The 22,575-nt window shown below is 64.0% G+C and carries 17 protein-coding genes; 6 read left to right on the forward strand and 11 right to left on the reverse strand.

Features of this window, described 5'->3' with window-relative positions; translation table 11 throughout:
- Positions 1-48 precede the first annotated feature (48 nt).
- Positions 49-1,290: an MFS transporter gene (locus NEK97_RS09815; protein ID WP_257369679.1), complete on the reverse strand. Its 1,242-nt coding sequence runs from the start codon at positions 1,288-1,290 to the stop codon at positions 49-51.
- 148 nt (positions 1,291-1,438) lie between these two features.
- Here NEK97_RS09815 and NEK97_RS09820 point away from each other — a divergent pair, with 148 nt between their 5' ends.
- Positions 1,439-2,170, forward strand: a complete 732-nt coding sequence (locus NEK97_RS09820; RefSeq protein WP_257369680.1) for a glutamine amidotransferase — start codon at positions 1,439-1,441, stop codon at positions 2,168-2,170.
- A gap of 342 nt (positions 2,171-2,512) precedes the next feature.
- Here NEK97_RS09820 and NEK97_RS09825 read toward each other — a convergent pair whose 3' ends face one another.
- The 4 genes from NEK97_RS09825 to NEK97_RS09840 all read right to left on the reverse strand — a co-directional run bounded on the left by NEK97_RS09825 (position 2,513) and on the right by NEK97_RS09840 (position 6,546).
- The gene (locus tag NEK97_RS09825) at positions 2,513-4,141 is read right to left on the reverse strand and encodes an FAD-dependent oxidoreductase (RefSeq protein ID WP_257369682.1); all 1,629 of its coding nucleotides are present in this window, start codon (positions 4,139-4,141) and stop codon (positions 2,513-2,515) included.
- Complete coding sequence (locus tag NEK97_RS09830; RefSeq protein ID WP_257369684.1) at positions 4,138-5,187, reverse strand: alcohol dehydrogenase catalytic domain-containing protein; 1,050 nt, start codon at positions 5,185-5,187, stop codon at positions 4,138-4,140. Before NEK97_RS09830 ends, NEK97_RS09825 begins: the two co-directional genes overlap by 4 nt.
- Before the next feature lie 9 nt (positions 5,188-5,196).
- A complete protein-coding gene (locus tag NEK97_RS09835; RefSeq protein WP_257369685.1) occupies positions 5,197-5,535 on the reverse strand; it encodes a YciI family protein in 339 nt (112 codons plus the stop codon).
- 114 nt (positions 5,536-5,649) lie between these two features.
- A complete protein-coding gene (locus tag NEK97_RS09840) occupies positions 5,650-6,546 on the reverse strand; it encodes a LysR family transcriptional regulator (RefSeq protein ID WP_257369686.1) in 897 nt (298 codons plus the stop codon).
- 89 nt (positions 6,547-6,635) lie between these two features.
- On the opposite strand from NEK97_RS09840, the gene NEK97_RS09845 reads away from it, so the two are divergent.
- From NEK97_RS09845 to NEK97_RS09865, 5 genes are all read left to right on the forward strand, one after another.
- On the forward strand, positions 6,636-7,442 hold the full coding sequence (locus NEK97_RS09845; RefSeq protein ID WP_257369687.1) for an IclR family transcriptional regulator: 807 nt from the start codon (positions 6,636-6,638) through the stop codon (positions 7,440-7,442).
- A gap of 251 nt (positions 7,443-7,693) precedes the next feature.
- Complete coding sequence (locus NEK97_RS09850; protein WP_257369688.1) at positions 7,694-9,082, forward strand: MFS transporter; 1,389 nt, start codon at positions 7,694-7,696, stop codon at positions 9,080-9,082.
- Between the two features lie 147 nt (positions 9,083-9,229).
- Positions 9,230-10,369, forward strand: coding sequence for a Gfo/Idh/MocA family protein (locus NEK97_RS09855; RefSeq protein WP_257369689.1), 1,140 nt, complete (start codon positions 9,230-9,232; stop codon positions 10,367-10,369).
- 2 nt (positions 10,370-10,371) lie between these two features.
- The gene (locus NEK97_RS09860) at positions 10,372-13,332 is read left to right on the forward strand and encodes an FAD-dependent oxidoreductase (protein WP_257369690.1); all 2,961 of its coding nucleotides are present in this window, start codon (positions 10,372-10,374) and stop codon (positions 13,330-13,332) included.
- Positions 13,329-15,122 (forward strand): FAD-dependent oxidoreductase, encoded by a 1,794-nt coding sequence (locus NEK97_RS09865; RefSeq protein ID WP_257369691.1) that lies wholly within the window; start codon positions 13,329-13,331, stop codon positions 15,120-15,122. The genes NEK97_RS09860 and NEK97_RS09865 overlap by 4 nt, the downstream gene beginning before the upstream one ends.
- On the opposite strand, the gene NEK97_RS09870 is transcribed toward NEK97_RS09865, so the two are convergent.
- The 6 genes from NEK97_RS09870 to aceB form a co-directional block, all read right to left on the reverse strand.
- On the reverse strand, positions 15,047-17,224 hold the full coding sequence (locus NEK97_RS09870) for a transglycosylase domain-containing protein (protein ID WP_257369692.1): 2,178 nt from the start codon (positions 17,222-17,224) through the stop codon (positions 15,047-15,049). The two genes, NEK97_RS09865 and NEK97_RS09870, sit on opposite strands and share 76 nt — an antisense overlap.
- A gap of 108 nt (positions 17,225-17,332) precedes the next feature.
- Complete coding sequence (locus tag NEK97_RS09875; RefSeq protein WP_257369693.1) at positions 17,333-17,833, reverse strand: sensor histidine kinase; 501 nt, start codon at positions 17,831-17,833, stop codon at positions 17,333-17,335.
- Positions 17,834-18,029: 196 nt separating this feature from the next.
- A complete protein-coding gene (locus NEK97_RS09880; RefSeq protein ID WP_257369694.1) occupies positions 18,030-18,617 on the reverse strand; it encodes a DinB family protein in 588 nt (195 codons plus the stop codon).
- A 251-nt stretch (positions 18,618-18,868) separates the two neighbouring features.
- Positions 18,869-19,681, reverse strand: coding sequence for a bifunctional allantoicase/(S)-ureidoglycine aminohydrolase (locus tag NEK97_RS09885; protein WP_235517474.1), 813 nt, complete (start codon positions 19,679-19,681; stop codon positions 18,869-18,871).
- Between the two features lie 14 nt (positions 19,682-19,695).
- Positions 19,696-20,958, reverse strand: coding sequence for an aldolase (locus NEK97_RS09890; RefSeq protein ID WP_257369695.1), 1,263 nt, complete (start codon positions 20,956-20,958; stop codon positions 19,696-19,698).
- Between the two features lies 1 nt (position 20,959).
- Positions 20,960-22,573: a malate synthase A gene (gene aceB, locus NEK97_RS09895; RefSeq protein WP_257369696.1), complete on the reverse strand. Its 1,614-nt coding sequence runs from the start codon at positions 22,571-22,573 to the stop codon at positions 20,960-20,962.
- Positions 22,574-22,575: the final 2 nt, after the last annotated feature.

Consider the following 22,575-nt stretch of genomic DNA (forward strand, 5'->3'; position numbering starts at 1 on the left):
GAAATCCTTCGTTCGTGAAGATCACGTCACTGGCATGTTTCGGCAATGTTAACGGCGCTTCTCCCGGGGCCCGGCCGGGTAGCCGCCGCGACGACTGGCAATAATGATCACCAGCGCAATGGCAGTGGGAATCGCCGCGGCAAATGGGACCAGTTGCGCTCCGACGCTGGTGAGGGCGAAGGCCCCATAGACCGCTCCGACGGCGATACCCAGTTGGATGGTCACCACGGTGAGGCCGTTGGCTGCATCTTTGTGTTCTCCACCCGCACGCAGGATCGCAGCCTGGTTGTAGATACCCACTGCACCGAACGCGATACCCCACAAGGTCATGAGGCCGAACGCACCTACCCACGTGCCGCCCAGCGCGGGGAGCAGGGCGAACGCCAGCGTCAGGAGCCCGACGGCGGCAATCACCGAGCGTCGTGGGTGGGAGTCGGCGGTCATGCCGGCAATCCAGATGCCCACCAGGCTGGCAACTCCCACCACGGAGAGCGAGAGGCTCGTAGCGGATTCCGGGAGTCCGGAGGCGAGGAGGAACGGGGCGACGTAGGTGAAAAGTGTGAAGTGGGCCAGTAGCAGGAGGGGCCAGGCGATGGCTATGGCCACGACGCCGGGCAGTTTCATGGCTGCCCGGAGGGAGGGCGTTTTTTGGCTGGCGTGGTCGTGGGCACCGGGGAGCAGCCAGAAGGCCAGCACTGCCAGAAGCACACCCACTCCGGCCAGGACCAGGAAGGAAGTACGCCACGTCATGAGCGAGCCCATGAGCGTGCCAATCGGAGCGCCGACTGCCAGTGCGATGCTGTTGCCACTAAAGACCACAGCCATGGATTTACCTACGGAGTGGGCCGGGACGATGCGCGCCACGTAGGGAGCCATGCTGGACCACAGCATGCCGTGCGCGATGCCGCCAAGGAGCCTGGCCCCGATCGCCCACCCCAGAGCGGGGCTCAACGCCAAGAGCACATTGCTCAGGGCGAAGGCCAGCACAGTGGCGATCAGCAGGGTCTTCCGGGGAACCCTTCCGGCAAGGAACCGTGAAAGAGGCAAGGCCGTGAAGACGATGATGGCCGCATACACCGCTGTCAGGGAGCCCACGGCAGATTCGTCGACACCGAGGTCGCGGCTGATTTGGGGGAGCAAGCCCGACGGCAGGAGTTCGGTGGTCACCGCCGTGAAGCCCGCTGCTGCCAGAACAAGGAGTCCGCCCCACGGGATCTTCTTGGGCTGCTGCCTTTCCACTGCCGGCGTTTTGGGCGTTTGCGGTTGGACGGCCACAGGGTCTTGCTTCAAAAATTGCTCCTCCGGGGATGGGGTGTGCTGTTCATAGGGGGTCAAGCCAACGATATGCGGCGACACCGGCGCGAGGGAGTCACTGTTAGTCACCCCTTTACCCGCAACACACTTTGTCCGCCAGCCATTCCGCGCGCAGACTGTCCTTGTGAAGCCCTTCCTCCTGCTGGCCACCCGCGCCGAAGATGCCGCAGCCGATGACGAGTATCAGGCCTACCTCCGGTACTGCGGACTGAAACCTGAAGAACTGGTCCGTTTGCGCTTGGAATCCGAGCCGTTGCCGCCCCTTGAACTTTCCGAGTACTCCGGAGTGATCGTCGGTGGCAGTCCCTATACGTCCAGCGATCCTGTGGAAGAGAAGAGCGCAGCCCAGATTCGGGTGGAGGCGGAACTCTCAGCGCTGCTGGACCGCATAGTTGCCGAGGACTTCCCGTTCTTGGGTGCCTGCTATGGGGTCGGCACTCTGGGTGTTCACCAAGGGGCCACCATCGACCGCCGTTTTGGCGAACCTGTGGGACCCACGGAGATCAAGCTCACTGCTGAGGGGGAGCGCGATCCCATGCTGCGGGGCATTCCGCACACCTTCGACGCTTTTGTGGGTCACAAAGAAGCGTGCAGCAAACTGCCTGCCCACGCGGTTTTGTTGGCGAGCTCGGCCGCGTGCCCTGTGCACATGTTCCGGATCAAGAACAATCTCTACGCCACGCAATTCCACCCCGAGCTCGACGCCGACGGCCTCATCACCCGCATCAACATCTACAAGAACTCCGGCTACTTCCCGCCGCACACCGCGGACGAACTCATCGAAACGGCCCGGAGCTCATCGGTGACCGAGCCGATGCGGGTCCTGCGGAACTTCACGGAGCTCTACGCCCGCTAGCACCCCGTTGTGGGGCCCGCTCTGCGGGCTTGGGCCATGAGTTGCCGCGCAGAGCGGGCCTCGCATCGTGGGGTGGTGTGTTGTGGGGCCTGCTTTGCGGGCTTGGGCCATGGGTTGCCGCGCAGAGCGGGCCTCGCATCGTGGGTGGGTGCGTTGTGGGGCCTGCTTTGCGGGCTTGGGCCATGGGTTGCCGCGCAGAGTGGGCCTCGCATCGTGGGGTGGTGTGTTGTGGGGCCCGCTCTGCGTGCCTCGGCCATGGGTTGCCGCGTAGAGCGGGCCTGGCAACGCAAACGCCCGACGGCGGTAGTCGCCGTCGAGCGTTTGTGTCCCCCCAAGGTGCGGCTACGCGAGCCGGGCCGCGAGATCTTCCCCAACCGCGAAGGCCCGCGTGATCGCAGAGCCCAGGGTTGCCCCACCGCCCGGATAGTTGTTCCGGAAGACACCGGCCGAGACGTTGCCCGCAGCGTAGAGCCCCGGAATGGCTTGCTGCCGATGGTCCAGCACACGCCCGTTGAAGTCCGTGGCCAGCCCGCCCGAGGTACCCAGCACCCCGGCGTGGATGGGCACGGCGTAGAACGGGGCCGTGACCAGGGGTGCCAAGCAAGGGTTGGGCGTGTTGCCAGCGTCGCCCAGGAAACGGTCCTGCGGTGTCTCTCCCCGCCCAAATTCCGTGTCCACGCCCACGGCCGCGTCGGCGTTGAACCGAGCAACCGTCGACTCCAGACCGGCCGAATTGATGCCCACCTCCTTGGCCAGCAGCTCCAGGCTCGGCGCGGACACCATCCATTCAGCGGGTTCGCCGGGCAGAGACCCCGCCACTGGGTACTTGGCGAGATAGTCCGCATCGAACACCAACCACGCGGGATTGTTTTGCTGCCTGCCCGTGTGCGGATTGATGGACTCGAACACCCGGCTGGCATCGTGATAATTCAACGCCTCGTTCACGAAGCGCTTCCCGTCGCTGTTCACAGTGATGGAACCCGGAAGCGTCATTTCCACGTTCCCCATGCGGCCCGAACGCCGGCCGTCGTACTGATGGGCCGCCGTCGAAATAACCGGGACACCCCACACAGCCGACATGTCCTCCACAGCCGCACCGACCTTCAGCCCAAGTTCCAGACCGTCGCCCTCGTTGGATGGGGCACTGATCGGCGTCACGGGATAGGGCAGGAAAGCGCTGCGGAGCCGCGGGTTCCATTCGAAGCCGCCGGAAGCAAGCACGACGGCGGTCGCGGCCACCGACACCCCGGCGGCGGTACCGCCAAGGGTCACCAGCCACCCGGACTCGTCACGCGACAACTCCTCCACAGGGCTCGACACCACGATGTGGACCCCGCGATCCAAGGCGCTCGCAACCAGGCTTCCCACCAGTGCCCCGCCCATGGTTCGGATGCCCGTGGATGCGCGGTGCTCGAGCAGCGAAGGGTCAGCCGCTCGGCCGTTGAGTTCGTCCCGCTCGGTCATGGTGAGCAACGGAAAGTACGACGACGGCCGGATCAGCTCCGCCAAGCCCGGGTACTCCTGGGGGTCGAACGCGTTGTTGTCCAAGCCCCTGCCGCCGTTCGCGGCACCTTTCCACTCCATGTGGTAATCGGGGCGGGCGATGGGAACCATGGAGACTCTGGTGTTCGTGTTGAGGAACTCCACGGCTCGCGGCGCAGTGGAGACGTACCAGTCGATTTCCCCGGCCGTCATCACGTGGCCAGCCGCCTCTGAGAGGTAAGCAACGCCGTCGGCACGGCTGTCCTGGTACCCGGCCGCCCTGGCGAGGTGATTGTTGGGCGCCCACATGACGCCGCCGCCGGCCGCCGTCGTACCGCCCAAGAGCGAAGCCTTTTCAACAACCAGGACCCTTAGTCCGGCGTCGGCTGCGCGGGCGGCCGCCACTAGTCCCGCCGCGCCACTGCCCATAACCACGACGTCGTAGCTTGGGTTGAGCTGGCTGGTTTCGGTGAGGACAGGGGTACTCATGCGACACCAGCCGCAGGCATCCCGATGAGGATCTTGCCGATCTTTTCCGTGCGTCCCTGCATGAGCTGGAATGCCTGCTGGAGATCAGAGAAGGCGAAGCGGTGCGTCATGAGCGCCCGGGCTTGTTCAGGATGGCGTGACAACAATGCCAGACCGTCGGGAATGAGGTTCAGGCTCATGCGGCTGCCCATGATGTCCAGTTCCTTGTAGGGGATGTCCTTCATGGAAACGTTGGCCTGCCGGGGCGAAATACCCACTTGGACGATCCTCCCGGCGCTGGCAACAAGCCTGATCGCGTTTTCCAGTGATGAGGGCACGCCCGTTGCCTCCATGACCAGTTGTGGCCCGTAACCGTCGGTTAGTGCGTTCAGGCGCTGAGTCTGATGTGCGTCCGGGAACTCGATTCCTGGAGTCACCAGGAGGGTGTCTGCAGCCCCGAAGTCGATAGCGAGGTCCAAGCGGTGCTGCTCGGTATCGGCACAGATCACCTTGACGCCCAATTCCGTCAGGTAGAGCGTGGCCAGCAAACCGATAGGCCCGCTTCCGAGCACCAGCGCCGTCTCCCCGGTCTCGGGCCTGCCCCGGTTCACCGCTTGCATGGCGATGGAAGCAGGTTCGCCCATGGCTGCGATGTCCAAAGGCAGTTCGTCGGGAACAGGGTGGAGTTTGCCCAGCGGGACGCTGATCAGTTCAGTGAGCGCACCGTCGGAGTAGCAGCCCAGGCAACCGACATTCCGGCAGACGTTGTACCGGCCGCTCAGGCACGGGCGGCACTGGCCGCAGGAGATGATGGGGTTCACGGCAACGCGATCACCCACAGCGATGCCTTCGCTGTTCCCAGGGGCAACCGCCTCCACAACCCCGGAGAACTCGTGGCCCTGGATCAGCGGCAACTCCGTGGGGTAGTCGTCCTCCCAAATGTGGAGATCGGTGCCGCAGAGGGTGACGTTGTGGACTCGCACCAGTGCATGGCCGGGTTCCATTGAAGGCTCGGCGGATTCCCGGAATTCGATGGTTTCCCGGGTGACGGTGATGGCTGACAGCATGGGGAAACCTCAGTTCCGGCCGGCGGGCTGCGCGGCGGGTTGCGCTGGCTGCGCCGGCTGTACGGCGTCGGCGCCGAAGAAGATGTTCCACTGCCTCACGGTGCGCTCTTCAATGAGGCCGGCTTCGTGGAATGGATCCCGGTTCATGAGGGATTCGACGTCGTCCTTGGATTCACCGGCAATGATCAGGAGGGCGCCCGGAGCTTCGTCCGGTCCGAAGGGACCGCTTTTGAGGAGCCGACCGTTTTCGAACTGGGCTTTGAGGAACTCCACGTGGGCAGGCCGGACAGTGTCCCGGCCAGCGGACGTGGCGTCTGAGTAGGTGTAGGTGACAGCAAAGGTGGCCATGAGGGTGTCCTCTTCATTGAGTTGATGGGGCTCCCTCAATGCTGGGCAACGTATTAGGCCTTGTCCAATACTTAGTTGGTCAAGAACTATGTGAAAATTCTACATAGTGGGGCCTTAGCCCGCCGGAGTGGGAAGTACTTCCTCGGCTACTTGAAGGGCGGCGCGGAGAGCCGGAGACAGACCGCCCGGGTTCCATGCCAGACCGGAGAACAGCAGCACATCGTCGCCGTCGAGGGGCAGGAACACGGTGCCGGTTGGCATGATCCCCTCGATCGATTCCGGCATGAGGCTGATCCCCACCCCACTGGCCACCAGGGAAAGTGCCGTGTAGGGATCGGCAACCTCCTGGCTGATCCTTGGCCGGAAGCCCGCGGCTGCGCAGGCAGCGAAGGTCACCTCCCGCAAGGTGGACCCCTGTGCAGCGGGCATGGTGATGAAGGGGTCCCCGGCGAGGTCCGTCAGGCCCACTGAGGAGCGGGCTGCCAGCGGGTGATCCGTGGGCAAGGTGGCGCCCAAACGCTCAGTGGCAATGCGGCGGGTGGCCAAGGACGGGGCGTCCACGGGAAGGCCGATGAATGCAAGGTCCAACGCCCCGTTACCCAGTTGCTGGAGAGCTTCCTGGGTCAGCAATCCACCGTGCAGCGTCACATCGAGTTGGGGATACTCCTGGCGCAAGGCGCGGGTCAGCGGGGGCAGCGTGGTGTGGTTCAGGGCACCGGAGAAGCCGATGGCCAGCTTGCCGTAGACGGTTGCGTTGCCCGCATTTACGGCCCTCTGCGCCAGATCTACTTCTTCAAGGATCCTGCGGGCATGCGGGAGCAGTGAGTGACCCGCAGTGGTCAGCGTAACGGACCTGGTGTTCCGCTCAAAAAGTGGTGCGCCCAGGCCTTTTTCGAGTTTCTTGATGGTCTGGCTCAGCGGTGATTGTGCCATGCGGAGCCTCTCAGCAGCCCGGCCGAAATGCAGCTCCTCGGCCACAGCCAGGAAGGCCTCAATTTGCCGCAGTTCCACAGTGCCTCCCACGTTTTACGGATCCAGTGCAAGGCTATATTGGGTTCTGGTTCCGGGTGAAAGCAGCCGGACGGTTCAACGGAGGCACCATGGCTAACTCGGCGTCGGGGGAGTCCGTCATTGAGCGCGTTGTGAAGATCATGGATGCGTTCTCCAAGGGCCAGCCGTGGCTTCCCCTGAAGGAACTCGTCCGGATTACCGGGATGTCCAGCAGTACGGTTCATCGCTTGGCCATGGACTTGGCATCCAACGGCCTCCTTGAACGCAATGAAGCCGGCGAATTCGGCGTCGGCATGAAGATGTGGGAGCTGGCATCCCGCAGCAACCCGCTGGAGGAGTTCCGGCGTCGTGGCCTGCCGTTCCTGGAAGGTGTCCATGCGGCCGTCCGGGAACATGTGTCCTTATCCATCCCGGATATCGAGTCCAACAGCGTCCTCTACCTCGAACGGCTGGACCGGCACGGGACGGTGATGAACCTGGCCGAGGTCGCTGGGCGCCTGGACATCCACACCACGTCCTCGGGAATGGCCATGATGGCGCACATGCCCGGCTGGGTCCAGGATCGTTTCATTGCCGGGAAGTTGGAGAAGACAACCCCTGCAACGGAGACAGATCCTGCCCGCCTCAGGAGCAACCTCGCCCTGATCCGCGAGCGCGGCTATGCCCGTCTGGTGGGTGTTCTGGTGGCTGAAAACACCGCCTTTTCGGTGCCTGTGTTTGGCCAGGGCCAGGCAGTCATAGGTGCCATATCCGTCGTCGTGCCTTCTGTCGATGAAGATGCCGGGCTGATCCTGCCGGTGTTGGTGGCCGCAGGCCGCGGTCTGTCCAGAACCATGGGTGCCGAGCGCCGGCCCTACGGCTCCCGGCCGTGGTTGTCGCAGGCTGGTTCTGCGTAGCAACAGGCAGTATCCACAGGGGGTATCCCGTTCAACGGGAAGTTCGTCCATGCGGTGTGACCTGGGTCCTACAGTCGATCCCAGAGGAACAATCGTCAGTGATCTGGAGCACACATCCGGAGCCGTTATCAACGGCAACATGATGGGCTGCACAACAAAGCGGCAGCCGGCGATCCGGACCTCATCTAATTCTTTGCCGGGCAAGGCACCATGGCGGTGCCACTTCCCGCGGCACTCAATGAGGAGACAGTATGGGACACGTGCAGCAGCACTCGCCCTCGGATGTAAACGAACCGGCAGCACCGCTTGGAACCGCGCCGCTTGGAACAGCGCCGGTTGAACACGTCAAAATGCCCAAGAAAGCGGCACTTGCCTCCTTCCTGGGATCCACCCTGGAGTACTACGACTTCTTCATCTACGGCACGGCCGCAGCGCTGATCTTCCCCAAGATCTTCTTCCCGGGAGGCGACCCCGTGGTTGCCTTGCTCGGAGCCATGGCGACGTTCGGCGTGGGCTACCTTGCCCGGCCGCTGGGCGGGCTCGTGATGAGCCACTACGGCGACAAGATCGGACGCAAGCAGGCGCTGATGGTCACGCTGGTGATCATGGGCCTCGCCTCGATCGGTATCGGGTTCCTGCCCACGTACGGGCAGATCGGCTACTGGGCAACAGCGCTGTTGCTGGTAGGCCGCCTCGCCCAGGGCTTCTCCGCAGGTGCCGAATCCGCTGGCGCCTCCACCCTGACCATGGAGCACTCACCGGAAGGCCGCCGGGCTTTCTTCACCAGCTTCGTGATGACCGGCTACGCCTCGGGAATGGTGTTGTCCACCATCGTGTTCATCCCGCTCGCAGCCCTGCCCGAAGACCAGCTCCTCAGTTGGGGGTGGCGGGTGCCGTTCTGGCTCTCGGTTGTGGTGCTGGCTGTGGCGTACTGGATCCGGACCCGTTTGGAAGAGCCGCCCGTCTTCGAAGAAATCGTGGAGACCAGCAAGCCCAAAGCCATCCCCGCCGTCGCGGTCCTCAAGACCCAATGGCGCGACGTCCTGCGAGTCGGCGTGGTGATGCTGTTCTCCGTCATGCAGACCACTTTCACCGTCTACGCCCTGGCATACGCAACCGGACCGGCCGTGGGCATCGACCGCACGCTCATGCTCACGGTGAACGCTGTGACGATCGGCCTTTCGATGGTCACCATCCCGATCTCAGCCATGATCTCTGACCGCGTTGGCCGGAAGAAGGTCCTGCTGGTGGGTGCCCTCGGCTGCGCACTGACCACGGTGGGCTACTTCTGGGCCATCAGCGAGCAGAACATTGCCTTGGTCTTCCTGTTCGGCTTCCTCAACATGACGGTCTTCTATTCCTGCTGGAACGGCGTGTGGACGGTCTTCTTCCCGGAAATGTTCCCCGCCGCTGTCCGCTACTCCGGCATGGCAATCGGCAGCCAGATCGGCCTCATCCTGGCCGGTTTCGCACCCGCTATCGCTACGCTGCTGGCCCAGCCCGGACCGAACGGTTGGATGCCCGTGGCGGGCTTCACCATCCTCTGCCTGGCGGCCTCGGCCATCGCCATCATGACGGCCCGCGAGACCTACAACGTTCCGCTTGGGGATCTCGGCAAACCGAGCAAAGCAAGCAAGTAAGCGAACAAAGCACGACGCCGGGCGGCACCTTCCAGCCGCCCGGCACCCCGCCGCCGGCGCCAGCCGGCTTCCGGCCCGGCGCCGCGCCGTCCCCGCGACGTGCCGCAACCACCAAGCAACCACCCAGTCCCGAAAGTTGGATACCCCATGACTTCCCCAGCACCGGCAACCCGCACCTTCCGCGTTGGAATCGCGGGTTGCGGCGCCATTTCCCGCAATCACCTGGAGGCTTTCAAAGCCCTGGACAACGTCCAGGTGATCGGCGTCTGCGACGTGGATGCAGACCGCGCCGCGGCAACAGCGAGAGCCTGGGACATCCCCAACGCGGTCACCAGCTTGGATGAGCTCCTGGCGCTGGAGGTGGACATCATCTCCGTCTGCACGCCGCACCCCACGCACGAGGAAGTGGTCCTGAAAGCCGCAGCTGCCGGTGTCAACGTCCTCTGCGAGAAGCCCATCGCCACCAGGCTGGAGTCCGCCGAGCGCATGGTCGCAGCCTGCGAGGAAGCAGGAGTCCAACTTGGTGTCCTGTTCCAGCGCCGCTTCTGGCCGGCGTCGCAGAAGATCCGTGCAGCCATCGACGACGGCACGTTGGGCAAAGCCATCATGGCGCAGTGCTCAGTGATGCTTCACCGGGCGCCGGACTATTACAACCGTGACGCCTGGCGAGGCACCTGGGACAGCGACGGCGGTGGGGTCCTCATGTCCCAGGCTGTCCACCAGATCGACCTCCTCCAGTGGTATCTGGGGGACGTGGCCGAGGTCTATGGCAAGGTCAACACCTACCGCCACGGTGACTACATAGAGGTAGAGGATTCCGCGACGGCGGTGATCACCTTCACCTCAGGTGCCATGGCTACCTTGGAGGCATCCACCGCTGTATCGCCGAACCTTGGGATCCAGCTCCGTATCACCGGCGAAACAGGTGCCTCGGCTTCCCTGACGGAGTTCCCGGAAGGCAGCGACGGACGGTTGGACCTGTGGGCGGTGGGCGAGCGGATCGTCGTCGAACCTGTCCACCCGGAAGGCGTGGAGCCGAACGTCGATCTGTCCGCCATCAACGGCCAGCTGATTCCGTTCCACAAATTGCAGGTCCAGGACTTCGTCCAGGCACTCGAGGCTGGCACCGAACCAGCCATCACGGGTAAGGACGCGTTGAAGTCCCTCCGCATTCTCCTCGCCGTGTACGAATCTTCACGAACCGGCCAACCAGTCCGCTTCGCACCCGTTCACCCCGCACACCAGGCGATCCCCGGGCTCCGCGACCTCCAGAAGGTGGCTGGCTGACCATGGCACAGACACGAATCGCCGGAACACCCGTGACCCTTGGCCGCAACGGCCGCACCCCCAAGACCCTCCGCAACCGACTGGCCTCCGCGCCCATGGAGCGCAACTACGGCACCACGGACGGCTACATCACGGAGCAATACATCGACTACCTGGTCACCCGTGCCAAAGCCGGACTGGGCCTGGTCACCACTGAGGCCACCTACGTCCGGGCCGACGGCAAGGGCCGCACCCACCAACTTGGCCTGCACACGGATGACATGATCCCCGGACTTCGCCGGCTCAATGAGGCCCTGCACGCGGAAGGTGCGCTCGCCGCCGTCGAACTTAACCATGGCGGCCGCACCGCGCAGGCCGCAGTTTCCGGTTTCAAGAACCTCGCGCCGTCGCCCGTTCCATGCCCGACGGCGGGAGGCGAGGTTCCGCGCGAACTCACCGCTGCCGAGTGTTACGAGCTGGTGGCAGCCTACGCGGCCGCGGCCCGCCGCGCTGTTGCCGCCGGGTTCGACGTCATCAACCTCCACGGCGCGCACGGGTACCTGATCCACCAGTTCATGTCGCCCATTTCCAACCACCGCACGGACGAGTTCGCGGCTCCGGAGTTCTTCTTGAACCTGGTCATCGACGCCGTGCGGGAGGCCGTGCCTGACACGATCGTGGGCATGCGGGTTTCGGTGGTGGAAGGGCCGGCCGACGGTATCAGCGCCGAGCAGCAAGTGGCCATCGTCGCCAAGGCACACCTGGACAAGCTCGACTTCCTGGACATCTCGGCGGGCAGTTACGACGCCGGTGAATGGATCGTGCAGTCGGGGGAGTGGAAGCCCGGAATCCTGGCCGATTATGCCAAGGCCTACCGCCAGTTCGGGCTCCCCTTGGGCATGGCTGGGCGTTTGAATTCGCCGGAGATCATTGAGGAAGTCCTGTCTCAGGGCACCTGCGACTTCGTGAGCCTGGCCCGTGCCATCCATGCAGACCCTGCCTTTGTTGGCGGCGTCCTGCGGGGAGAACGTTACCGGCCCTGCATCGCCTGCAACGTCTGCATCGACAACCTTGGTCTTGGCCAGGTCACCTGTACGGTCAATCCAGCCGTCGGACGCTCACGGGTTCCAGTTCCGACTGCCGCTGTCCGTCCCGACTCGAAGGTGCTGGTGGTGGGGGCCGGACCCGCTGGCCTCACCGCCGCCCGGGAACTCGCCGAAGCCGGTGCCCGGGTGACTCTGATGGACGGCGGCGTGCGGCCCGGCGGGCAGTTCGCGATGGCGGAGCGGATGAAATCGACGCCGGACTTCCACCGTTTTGCGGAGTGGTCCAACTCGGAAAACGAGCGGCTGGGCGTGGAAGTCCGTTTAGCAGCACGCGTTGATATCTCCGACGCCGGCAAGCTGGCCCGCGAGGTCGGCGCCGATGCCGTGGTCCTTGCTACCGGTGGGCTGCGGCCGACGCCAGGGTTTATCGGGGCCGACTTGCCGCAGGTGTCCGATGTCCGGGACTGGCTGTCTGCCCATCCGGACATCCTGGACGGCGATTCATCGGCTGCTGTTCCCGAGGCTGTGACCATATGGGGTGGGGACTCCGTGGCCATGAGTGTGGCGGACACCCTCGCGTCCCTGGGCACTGCCGTGCTGATCGTGGGCCCCCAGGCGGCGCTGGCTCCTGAGTCGGGGCGCCGTGCCAAGATCCTTGCCGTGCCACGGCTCGAAGCCAACCCAAAGGTGCGGATTTTCCTGTCCAGCACCATCGAGGAGTATGACGGTTCCCGGGTCCGAATCAGCCGAGCGGGTGTTGAGGACCAGTGGGTTGAGGCTCCGGGCGATCTCTTGGTTTCGCGTTCCGTGCTGCCGCTGGATGGTTCCATCACGCACGAGGAACGGGAAGCAGGGCTCAGCCTGGCTGCGTCCGTACCGGTCGCGCTGGCCGGGACGGTTGTGGATACCTCCCCGGCTATCGTGTCCAACGCTGTGAAGAGCGGGTACGACGCTGCGCAACGCATCGCAGCGACGTTGGCCGGAAGCGGCATGGGAGCCGAGTTCGCCGGAAAGGTGCCAAGTCGCTGGAGCTCTCCAGCGAAGCCGCACGATTCCGGCGAATTCGGCGCAGAGCAGAGCGAGCGTCAGCCCCGGCGGCTAGGATTGGCCCAGCTTTCCCTTGTCGGCACCGCGCCCCCGGACCTGGTGACCATCGCAGCCCAGGCCGGATTCGACTTCATTGGCGCACGGGTCCGGCCGGTTACTGCTTCCGAGCGGCCCTATGACCTTCAACCGGGCTCGCCCATGCTTCGGGAAACCCTGGCCCGCATGGCTGACACAGGGATCACGGTTGAAGACATCGAGTTCCTGCTCTTGGACGGAACAGGGTTGCAGAACGGGACCGATCAGCGCCAGGCGTGGCTGCAGATGATGGAAGCCGGCCAAGCCTTGGGTGCCTCGACCCTGACGGTGGCATGCGCGGACCCGGACCTTGATCGCTTTGGGGACCACCTCGCCCAGATGACCCTGGATGGCAAGGCCTACGGCATCATGCCCACCTTGGAACCCATCGCCTACCAGGCAGTCCGTTCCATACCGCAGGCGGCAGCGCTGGCTCGCCGGGCGGGCTGCAAGATCGTGGTGGACGCCCTCCACATCAACCGTTTCGGGGGTTCCTTGGATGAGCTTGCTGCCACCGCGGATCTTGTTCCTTTGATCCAACTTTGCGACGGACCTTCATCACCGCCAGGGAACAGGGAGGGACTGGTCAAGGAGTCCCGTTCCGAACGCGGCGTCCCGGGAGAAGGCGAATTCGACCTTGCGTCCCTCGTAGCTGCGTTCCCCGCGGGTACTGCGGTCAGCGTCGAAACCCCATCGGACAGCCGGGTCGCGGCACTGGGCGAATCCGGATGGGCCAAGCACCTCAGAGCGGCAGCCGGAGCTGTCCTCACCACCCTCACAATCAACAACGCAGCACTTACCGGGAGCACCAAATGAACACCAAACAACCTCTGGCTACTGTGGACTGCGACGTCCTGGTGATCGGCTCAGGGGCCGGAGGCCTTTCAGCGGCAGTGACGGCCGCCTATCACGGGCTGAAAGTCATCGTGGTGGAAAAAGCCGACGTGTGCGGCGGTGCAACGTCCTGGTCCGGCGGCTGGGCCTGGGCGCCGGGCAATCCCCTCGCCAAGAAGGAAGGCGTCAACGAGGATAAGGACACCTTCCGAACCTACCTCCGCGGGGTCCTCGGGGATGACTATCAGGCCGACAAAGTGGATGCATTCCTCGAAGCTGCTCCACACATGGTGGGCTTCTTCCACGAAAAAACATCCCTGCAGTTTGTTCCCGGCAGCAAGATCAACGACATCTACGGCAAGCTGCCCGGCGCCGGTACAGGCAACCGGTCCGTGGGACCCAAACCCCTGAACGCCCGCGCCATCAAACCCACCGTGCGCGCCATGATGCGCCACCAACTATATGAAACATCGTTCCTCGGCATGGGCATCATGGCCGGTCCGGACCTGGGCAAGTTCCTCTCGGCATCACAGGGAAACCCCAAAGGACTGTTCCATGCGGGCTGGCGTTTCGGCTTCCACCTTTTGGACGTCCTGACGCACCGCCGCAACATGCAGCTGGTCAACGGCACAGCGCTTACCGGCCGGCTCATGAAATCGGCTGATGACCTCGGCGTCGACATCCGCGTTTCCACGCCAGCCACAGCGTTACTCAGCGACGACGACGGCACGGTGACTGGCGCCGTCGTGCGTCCACCGGAAGGTGAGCTGCAGATCAACGCTGCCCGCGGCGTCGTGCTGGCGTCCGGCGGCTTCCCCAACGATGTGCAGCGACGGAAAGAGTTGTTTCCAAAAACCCCAACGGGTCGCGAGCACTGGACGCTGGCGCCGGGGGAGACCACCGGTGATGGCATCAACCTGGCCCAGTCTGTGGGGGCCAGCTTCAAGACTGCGGTGAAATCGCCTGCCGCGTGGTGCCCGGTGTCGCTGGTGCCCTACCGCAACGGCAGGACGGGGGTGTTCCCGCACATCATGGACCGGGCCAAGCCGGGCAGCATCGGTGTCCGCGCGGACGGTCAGCGGTTCGTGAACGAGGCGAACGGCTACTACGACTACGTCGAGGCGCTCCTGGCCGCGACGCCCGAAGGCGAAACTGTGGAGTCATGGCAGATCGCGGACAGCCGCTTTGTCCGCAGGTTCCCGCTGGGCATGGCCAAACCTTTGCCCGTGCCCCTGTTCCCGTACCTGCGCTCGGGATACCTGATCAAGGGCAGGACGATCGAAGAACTGGCGGAGAAGTGCGGCATAGACCCCGCCGGTCTACGTCGAACAGTGACGAGGTTCAATGCCAACGCACGGGCCGGCGTGGACCCCGACTTTGGCCGTGGAGAGACCGCCTTCAACCGGTACGGCGGCGATGCCGGCAACAAGCCCAACCCGTCGTTGGGTCCCATCGAGAAGGGCCCGTTCTATGCCGTGCGGGTGGTTCCCGGCAGCTTCGGGACCTTTGCCGGCGTTGAGACCGACGGGCGCGCACGGGCACTTGACCTCCACGGTAAGCCGATTCAGGGACTCTACGTTGCGGGCAACGACCAAGCCAACGTCATGGGCGGCCACTACCCGGCAGGCGGCATCAACCTCGGTCCCGCGCTGACGTTCGGCTACATCGCCGGAAGGGATCTCGCCGGCGTGGATACCTACCGCGGCGCGGTAGGTGCAGGGGTGACCGGAGCAGGTGGGGGAGCCGGTGCAGGGAAGGGACCGCTGGGGTAGAGCGCAGTGGCTTCCATCATGTAGTTTGCCCACTGTGGACCGGCGATCATGTAGCCGTCCAGCGACCTGTAGAACTTGCCGTTGATGGTGACGTTCTGGCCCGCCCGTTGCTGGCCCGCCGAGGTATCCCCGAAGAACGACGCCGTAGCCAGCGTGGTGGTGAAGCCGGCTACCCAGGTGGCTCCGTTGTTGTTCGAGGTTCCGGTTTTTGCAGCGACAGGGACCTGGTTCTGTACCTTGGGTTCGATGTAGACGCCGGAACCCATCTTCAGTACGTCCTGCAACACAGCGTTGACTCCGCGGGCAACGGCAGGTTTGACGGCATCCCGGCACTCGGGTTGCTGGGCATCGTATTGCCGCCCCTGGGCGTCCTTGATTTCTGTGATGGCGATAGGGGCGCAGTAGGTGCCGTCGTTGGCGAAGGTGGCGTAAGCGCTCGCCAGGACCACGGGCGCCACGCCGATGGAACCGAGCAGGTTGCCGATCTGGTGCATGTTGACCGGCGCGTTGTCCAGGCCGCTGTGCAGGCCCACAGTGTCCACCATCCGCTGGATGCCGCAGAAATCCAGTTGCGCGGCAGTGGCGAACGTTGCCGTATTGATCGAGTTGTAGAGCCCGTAGTTGATGGGCATGGGACGGTAGTAGCCGGGGTCGTTGTTTTGCAGGTCGTCGTCGGCGCCCAGGTTGGCCGCTTTCTGGGCCGTGCTGTAGCCACCCATCACTTTCCCGCAACTGTCACGCCACGGGAAGCCCACCGGGTAGACCCGGCGGGAAGCATCCACCACCGCGGTTGGATTCTTGCCCTCATTGAGCCACTCGGCATAGATGAACGGCTTCATGGTGGACCCGGGTTGGAAGCCGCCGGCCCCGTTGAGGTCGTAGCCGTTCGCATCCTTGGCGTCCACGTTGAAGTTCAGCTGGGTATCGTACTTCCCTTCCTCCGGGACGAACACCGTGTTCTGCGCCATCGCAAGGATTTTGCCGGTACCGGGCTGCACCGTGGTCATGGCCGCGCCCCACTTGTCAGGATTGTCGCCTGCTGAGGCATCGACCTGTTTTTGCGCGGCGGCCTGGAGCCTGCTGTCCAGCGTGGTGGTGATGGTGAGGCCGCCGCGGAACAGGAGCCGCTCGCGTTCCTCCAACGTTGAGCCATAGGCGTCGTTGTTGAGGATGAGATGCGAAACGTAGTCGCAGAAATACGTGGCGATGGTGGCCCCCGCGCAGCCCTGCATGGACGGGGTGATGTTGAGTTCCAACGGTGCCGCCACTGCAACACCGTGGTCCACGGCGGTGATCTTGCCCTGCTCCAGCATCCTGTCCAGCACCAGGTTTCGTCGGGCGACTGCGGCGTCCGGGGCAACGGTTGGATCGTAGACGCTGGGCCCGTTCACCAAGCCGGCCAGGAGTGCGGCCTGCGGCAAGGTCAGGTCCTTGGCGGACGTACTGAAGAAGTAGCGCGACGCCGCTTCGATGCCGTACGCGTTCCGGTTGAAAAAGACAATGTTCAGGTAGCCCTCAAGGATTTGGTCCTTACTGAACCGCTTTTCCAGTTCCAGGGCCAGCTTGATCTCGCGGAGCTTGTCTCCCATGGTCTTTTCGCCGCTCAGGACCACATCCTCCGGACGTCCCTGAGTGAGCCGCGACTCGTTGAGGACATTCGTCACGTACTGCTGCGTCAGCGTGGAGGCACCCTGCCGGGTTCCCTTGGTCAGGTTTGAGGTCAACGCCCTCATGATGCCTTGGGCATCCACACCAGGGTGCTCGTAGAACCGGCTGTCCTCAATGGCGACGATCGCTTCCCGGATGAACGGCGACATTTCCTCCAGCGGAACCTTCACCCGGTTCTCGGCATAGAAGGTGGCAATGTGTTGGCCGTCCGCCGTGACAACGGTGCTGGAAAGGGACGGCGAGTCGACGTTGAGTTCGCTGGGCAGGCTCTCGTAGAACCCGATGGATCCACCCACCGTGGTGCTGGTGAAGGCGACTACGGGCACCACGAACCCGGAGATCAGCACACCGCAGAGGATGCTCACGGAAAAGAAACCGAAGATCCTGAGCAGGACCTTTCCGAGAGTTGGCTTCCGACCCTTGTTCCGCGCCATTTTCGATGCCATTCCGTAGGGACATGAGGCTGAAAAGTAGGTACAGAATACGTCCGGCACTGCCGCCGATCCATGGGGTGGAAGCCTAAATAAGGTCCCAAATAGGACTCAATCCAGAGGAAGGGTGACCCTCACGCTGGTGCCCCGTCCAACCTCGGAGTCGATGTCCACTGTCCCGCCGGCGTCGTGCACTGCGATCGACATCATGAGGAGCCCAAAACCGTGGCGACGTCCGCTGGGCGCAGCATGGATTTCGAAGCCGCTGCCATCATCGGTGATAGTGAGCTGGATGCCGTGGTACACCGCGTTCAGGCGGATGGTGAGCTCGCTGGCTCCCGCGTAGTTCAGGGTGTTGCTGAAAGCTTCCTGGGCCACGTGATACAAAAGGGCCGCCGCGGAGGATGAGATTTCGATTCCATGGTGCGGGGTGTGCCAGTGCACTGTCACACCGGCCCTGCGAAGGGGAGCAGCCAGCCGGTCGATGCATCCTGCGACACCCAGCGCGTAGAAATCCACGGGGTGCTGATCCTGGATGATGCCCTTGACGGCCATCACCTCACTGAGAGCTGCTGACTGGTCCATTGGGTCCCCCACATCGTTGTGATTCATACCGGAAATTCGTTGCCGAAGACTCCGTGTATTGGTGCTTCGACTGCTTCCAGCGTGGCGCTGATGTATCAAGGAACCTTTTCGATTAGCTCAAGTTCGTATCAAGTTTGCGGGGCGGACTTGCGCCGGTGGAAGCTCCCGCATAACAGCGCCCGACGGCGGCACGTGAGTACCGTCGTCGGGCGCTGCCAGGGTGTCAGCGGTTGCTGTGGCCAGCCTCCACTGCTGCTTGCTCGATGCGGGCCCGGTACGCCGCCCATTCCTCCGTGGACTTTCCGGGCACGTTCGGATCCCCTGGCCGCTGGCCTGCCGAACCGTCAATGAGTTCACGGAGAATATCCGCATGCCCGGCATGGCGGGCCGTTTCGACGCACATGTGCACCAGGATCTGGTGAAGCGTTACGTTCTTCTTTGCCTCGTTCCACCAGGGCACCACGCCCGCCGCGTCCAACGGCAGTGCCTCGATGGTGGCGTCGCTGTGTTCGGCAGAGAAACGGTGGAGTTCCATGATCTCTTCGCGGCTTTCGTTGGCCGGAACCCACATGTCCCCATCAGGCTCGGCACCATCGGCAAACCACGGAAGTTCCCGGCCACTGGGCCGCCCGAACGTCACACCGAAGTAGTCCAACTGGACGCTGGCGACGTGCTTCACGAGCCCCAACAGATTAGTGCCGGTGGGCGTCATGGGCCTGCGGGCGTCGTACTCGCTGAGGTCCTCGACTTTGCTGAGGAGATCCTCCCGCCGATTCCTGAGGTATGTGAGCAGCGTCGCTTTGTCATCCATGTGCTGCACTCTACCGAAGGGGTCCGACAGGGGTTCGCGGGAAACGTGCCAAAACGCTGGGAATGCTTCGGCGATTTCGCCGCGTTCCAGCGAACTCGCTTGGCCTTACGAATTCGCACGCAGGTTAGACTCGGGCGCATGGGGGACAACAACACGGGGCGTCAGCACCGAGTCCGCCGGAAAACGACGAAATCGCCGGAAAACTCCAGCGAACTGGCAGCTTTCCGGCGATCTCGGCGCAAGCATCAAACCTAGGTGAGCTTCACCTGGCGGTTCATGTCCTTGTACAACAGGTACCGGAACTCGCCCGGGCCGCCGGCGTAGCAAGCTTGCGGGCAGAACGCGCGCAGCCACATGAAGTCGCCGGCCTCCACCTCAACCCAGTCGTTGTTGAGCAGGTACATGGCCTTGCCCTCCAGCACGTACAGGCCGTGCTCCATGACGTGGGTTTCCGGGAAGGGGATCACGCCGCCGGGCTGGAACGTAACGATGTTGACCTGCATGTCGTGGGCCAGGTCGCTGGAGTCCGTGAAGCGGGTGGTCTTCCATACGTCGTTGGTGTCCGGCATGGAGGTGGGCTCCACGTCCTTCTCATTGGTCACGAAGGACTTCGCTTCGAAGCCCTCAAGCCGTTCGTAGGCCTTGCGGATCCAGTGGAAGGAAACGATGTCGTCGGAGACGTTCTCCAGGCCCCACTCCGCACCGGCTGCGAGGTAGGCGTAGCCGCCCTCTTCGAGGTGGTGCAGCTCGCCGTCGAGGGTCAGGTTGACCTGGCCCTTGGTCACGAAGATAACGCCTTCAACGCCGGACTCGAACTCGGCCTTGGGAGCGCCGCCGCCCGGGCCGATCTCCACAATCAGCTGGGAGAACGTGGTGGCGAAGCCGGAAATCGGCCGCGCGATGATCCAGGAGCGGGTGTTGGAGAAGCCCGGCAGGTTGCTGGTGACGATGTCCGTCATGACACCCTTGGGGATCACCGTGTAGGCCTCGGTGACGATGGCCCGCTCGGTGGTCAGGTGGGTCTGCGGGGGCAGCCCGCCCTCGGGGTAGTAGTACTTGCCCATGCGAAATGCTCCTATCAGTGGGAAGTCGGTTGTGCGAGCCGCGGGTGCGCCAGCGCGGTCAGCTGTGAAAGTTCGACGCCGGCAAGCGCCTTGACCTCGTCGGTCCCCACTGCGCCGCACTGGACGCCGCGGAGGACGAAGCCAGCCAGCGCGCGGGCCGTGGCGGGCTCATCCATGACGCCGCCTTCGGTGCGCTCCACATAGTTACGCAGGCGCAGCGCCGCGGCGGGCAGGCCTTCGCGGTAGAAAGCGTACGACGCCGAGAAGCGGCTGGGGAGCTGGGCGGCGTGGAGATCCCAGCCCTGGTAGTAGCCGTTTTCCAGGGAACGACGAACCAGGCGGCCGTGCAATTTCCAGGCGTCCTCCACCGCGTCACCGACGGGGATGATGTTGGTGGAACCGTCGGACAGGCGGATGCCTGTGCCGGCAACGGCCAGTTGCATGACTTGCTTGGCGAAGTCGGCCACGGGGTGTTCCATGGACTGGTATTCCGCGGAGATGCCCAGCGACGCGCTGTAGTCGTAAGTCCCGTAGTGCAGGGCGCTGATGCGACCGGGTACCACGTGGGGGAGCTGTGCCACCGGCGAGGTTCCATCCGCGCCGATGATGAGCTGCGGGGTCTCCACCTGCACCTCAAAGCGGAGCCGGCCAGCGGGGAGCCCAAGGACTTCCTCCAGGCGGGACACTGCGTAATCCATGGCCTGGACCTGGGCCACCGTGGTGACCTTGGGCAGGGTGAGGATCAGGCCGGCCGGGAGCTCCCCGGCTGCTGCGAGCGTGGACACGAACAGGTCCAGGGTGCGCAGGCCGCGGGCGCGGGTGGGGGCTTCGAAGCACTTGAAGCGGATACCGATGAACGGCGGTGCTGTTCCGGCTGCGACAGCAGCTGCAACGGCGTTGGCGGCAGCAACGGCGTCGGCGTCTTCTGCCTCGTCGCCGCGGTCACCGTAGCCGTCTTCAAAGTCCAGGCGAAGGTCCTCAATGGGCTCGGAGGCCAGCTTGGAAGCTACCCGGGCGGCAACGGCTGCAGCCAAGTCGGGCTCCTGGCCCAACAGCTGTCCAAGCTTTTCGAGGCCGCCGTGGGCCTCCGCCGTCGCGAGTGCCTGGGCGCCCCAGTCCGCCAGGAAAGTGGGCGTGAAGCGGTCCGCCGGAATGTAGACGGTGTGGATGGGCTGGCGGGAGCCGTCGTCGCCGGGGTAGTTGCGGTCCAGCAACTGGTCCGTTGCGGTCAGCTGTTCCTCGATGTGGGCCAGGTCAGATGAACTCAGTGAACCCATCTCAGCCCACCAGCTCATACGCGGGCGTGGTCAGGAAGTCCGTGTACTCATCGGAGAGACAGATGTCCTCGATCAGCTTGGACGCGGGCTCGTAGTACTTGGTGAAGTTCTCGTCGCCGAATTCGATGCGCAGGCGCTCGGTCTCTTCGCCCAGGATGCGGGTGACCAGTTCGCGGGTCACTGTGTTGCCGGTGTCCGCGAGGATCGACTTGTTGCGGAGCTGCTGCCACACCTGCGAGCGGGAGATCTCCGCAGTCGCGGCGTCTTCCATCAGATTGTGGATGGCCACGGCACCACTGCCGGAGATCCACACGCCGGTGTAGGCGACGGCGACATACAGGTTCAGGCGCAGGCCGGCTTCGGTGACGGTACCGCCGGCGGACGCGACGTCGATCAGCTGCTCAGCGGTGACGTTCACCTCGGGGCGCTGCTTATCCAGCTGATTCTTCTTACCGCCGTTGGCAGGGTCGCCAAGCACGGAATCGAAGACTTCGCGACAGGTAGGCACCAGGTCCGGGTGGGCAACCCAGGAACCGTCAAAGCCATCGTTTGCTTCGCGGGTCTTGTCGGCGCGGACTTTGTCGAAGGCTGCGGCGGTGACGTCCGGCTGCTTGCGGTTGGGGATGACGGCGGCCATGCCACCCATGGCGAAGGCGCCGCGCTTGTGGCAGGTCTTGACCAGGAGCTCGGTGTAGGCACGCATGAAGGGTGCCGTCATGGCAACGGTGGCGCGGTCCGGGAGGACGAACTCTTCGCCGGCATCACGGAAGTACTTGATGATGCTGAAGAGGTAATCCCAACGCCCGGCATTGAGGCCGGAAGCGTGGTCGCGCAGTTCGTAGAGGATCTCGTCCATCTCGAACGCTGCCGGGATGGTTTCGATCAGCACGGTGGCGCGGACGCTGCCCTGCGGGACGCCGAGGTAGTCCTGGGCGAAGACGAACACATCGTTCCAGAGGCGTGCCTCCAGGTGGCTCTCCATCTTGGGCAGGTAGTAGTACGGGCCGTGACCGTTTTCCAGCAACTGCTTGGCGATGTGGAAGAAGTGCAAACCGAAGTCCACCAGCGCACCAACGGCGGGTTCGCCGTCGAGCAGTACGTGGCTTTCCTCCATGTGCAAGCCGCGGGGGCGGGCAACAACGACGGCCAGGGGAGCGTCCGTGCGGAGCCGGTATTCCTTGCCCTCGGGGGAGGTGAAGCTCAAAGTGCCCCGGGCGGCGTCGCGGAGGTTCAGGATGGCATCGACGACGTTAGGCCACGTCGGCGTCGAAGCGTCTTCGAGGTCGGCAAGCCATACCTTCGCGCCGGAGTTCAGGGCGTTGATGGCCATCTTGGCCGGGGTTGCCGGACCGGTCATCTCAACGCGGCGGTCCTGCAAAGCCGCAGGAGCCTCGGCGACTTTCCAGTCGCCGTCGCGGATTTCCTGGGTTTCCGGAAGGAAATCAAGGCGGGACGTATCCGCAACCTTCTGGCGCTTGACCTTCCGTGCCTGGAGAAGCTCGTTGCGGGTGCCGGCAAAGCGGGTGTGCAGTTCTTCGATGAAGGCCAGTGCCTCCGGGGTGAGGATCTCCTCGGCGCGATCGATCGGCCGGGGATCAGTGACTGTAATAGCCATGT

The organism is Paenarthrobacter sp. UW852 (genome assembly GCF_024608385.1).
Lineage (GTDB): Bacteria > Actinomycetota > Actinomycetes > Actinomycetales > Micrococcaceae > Arthrobacter.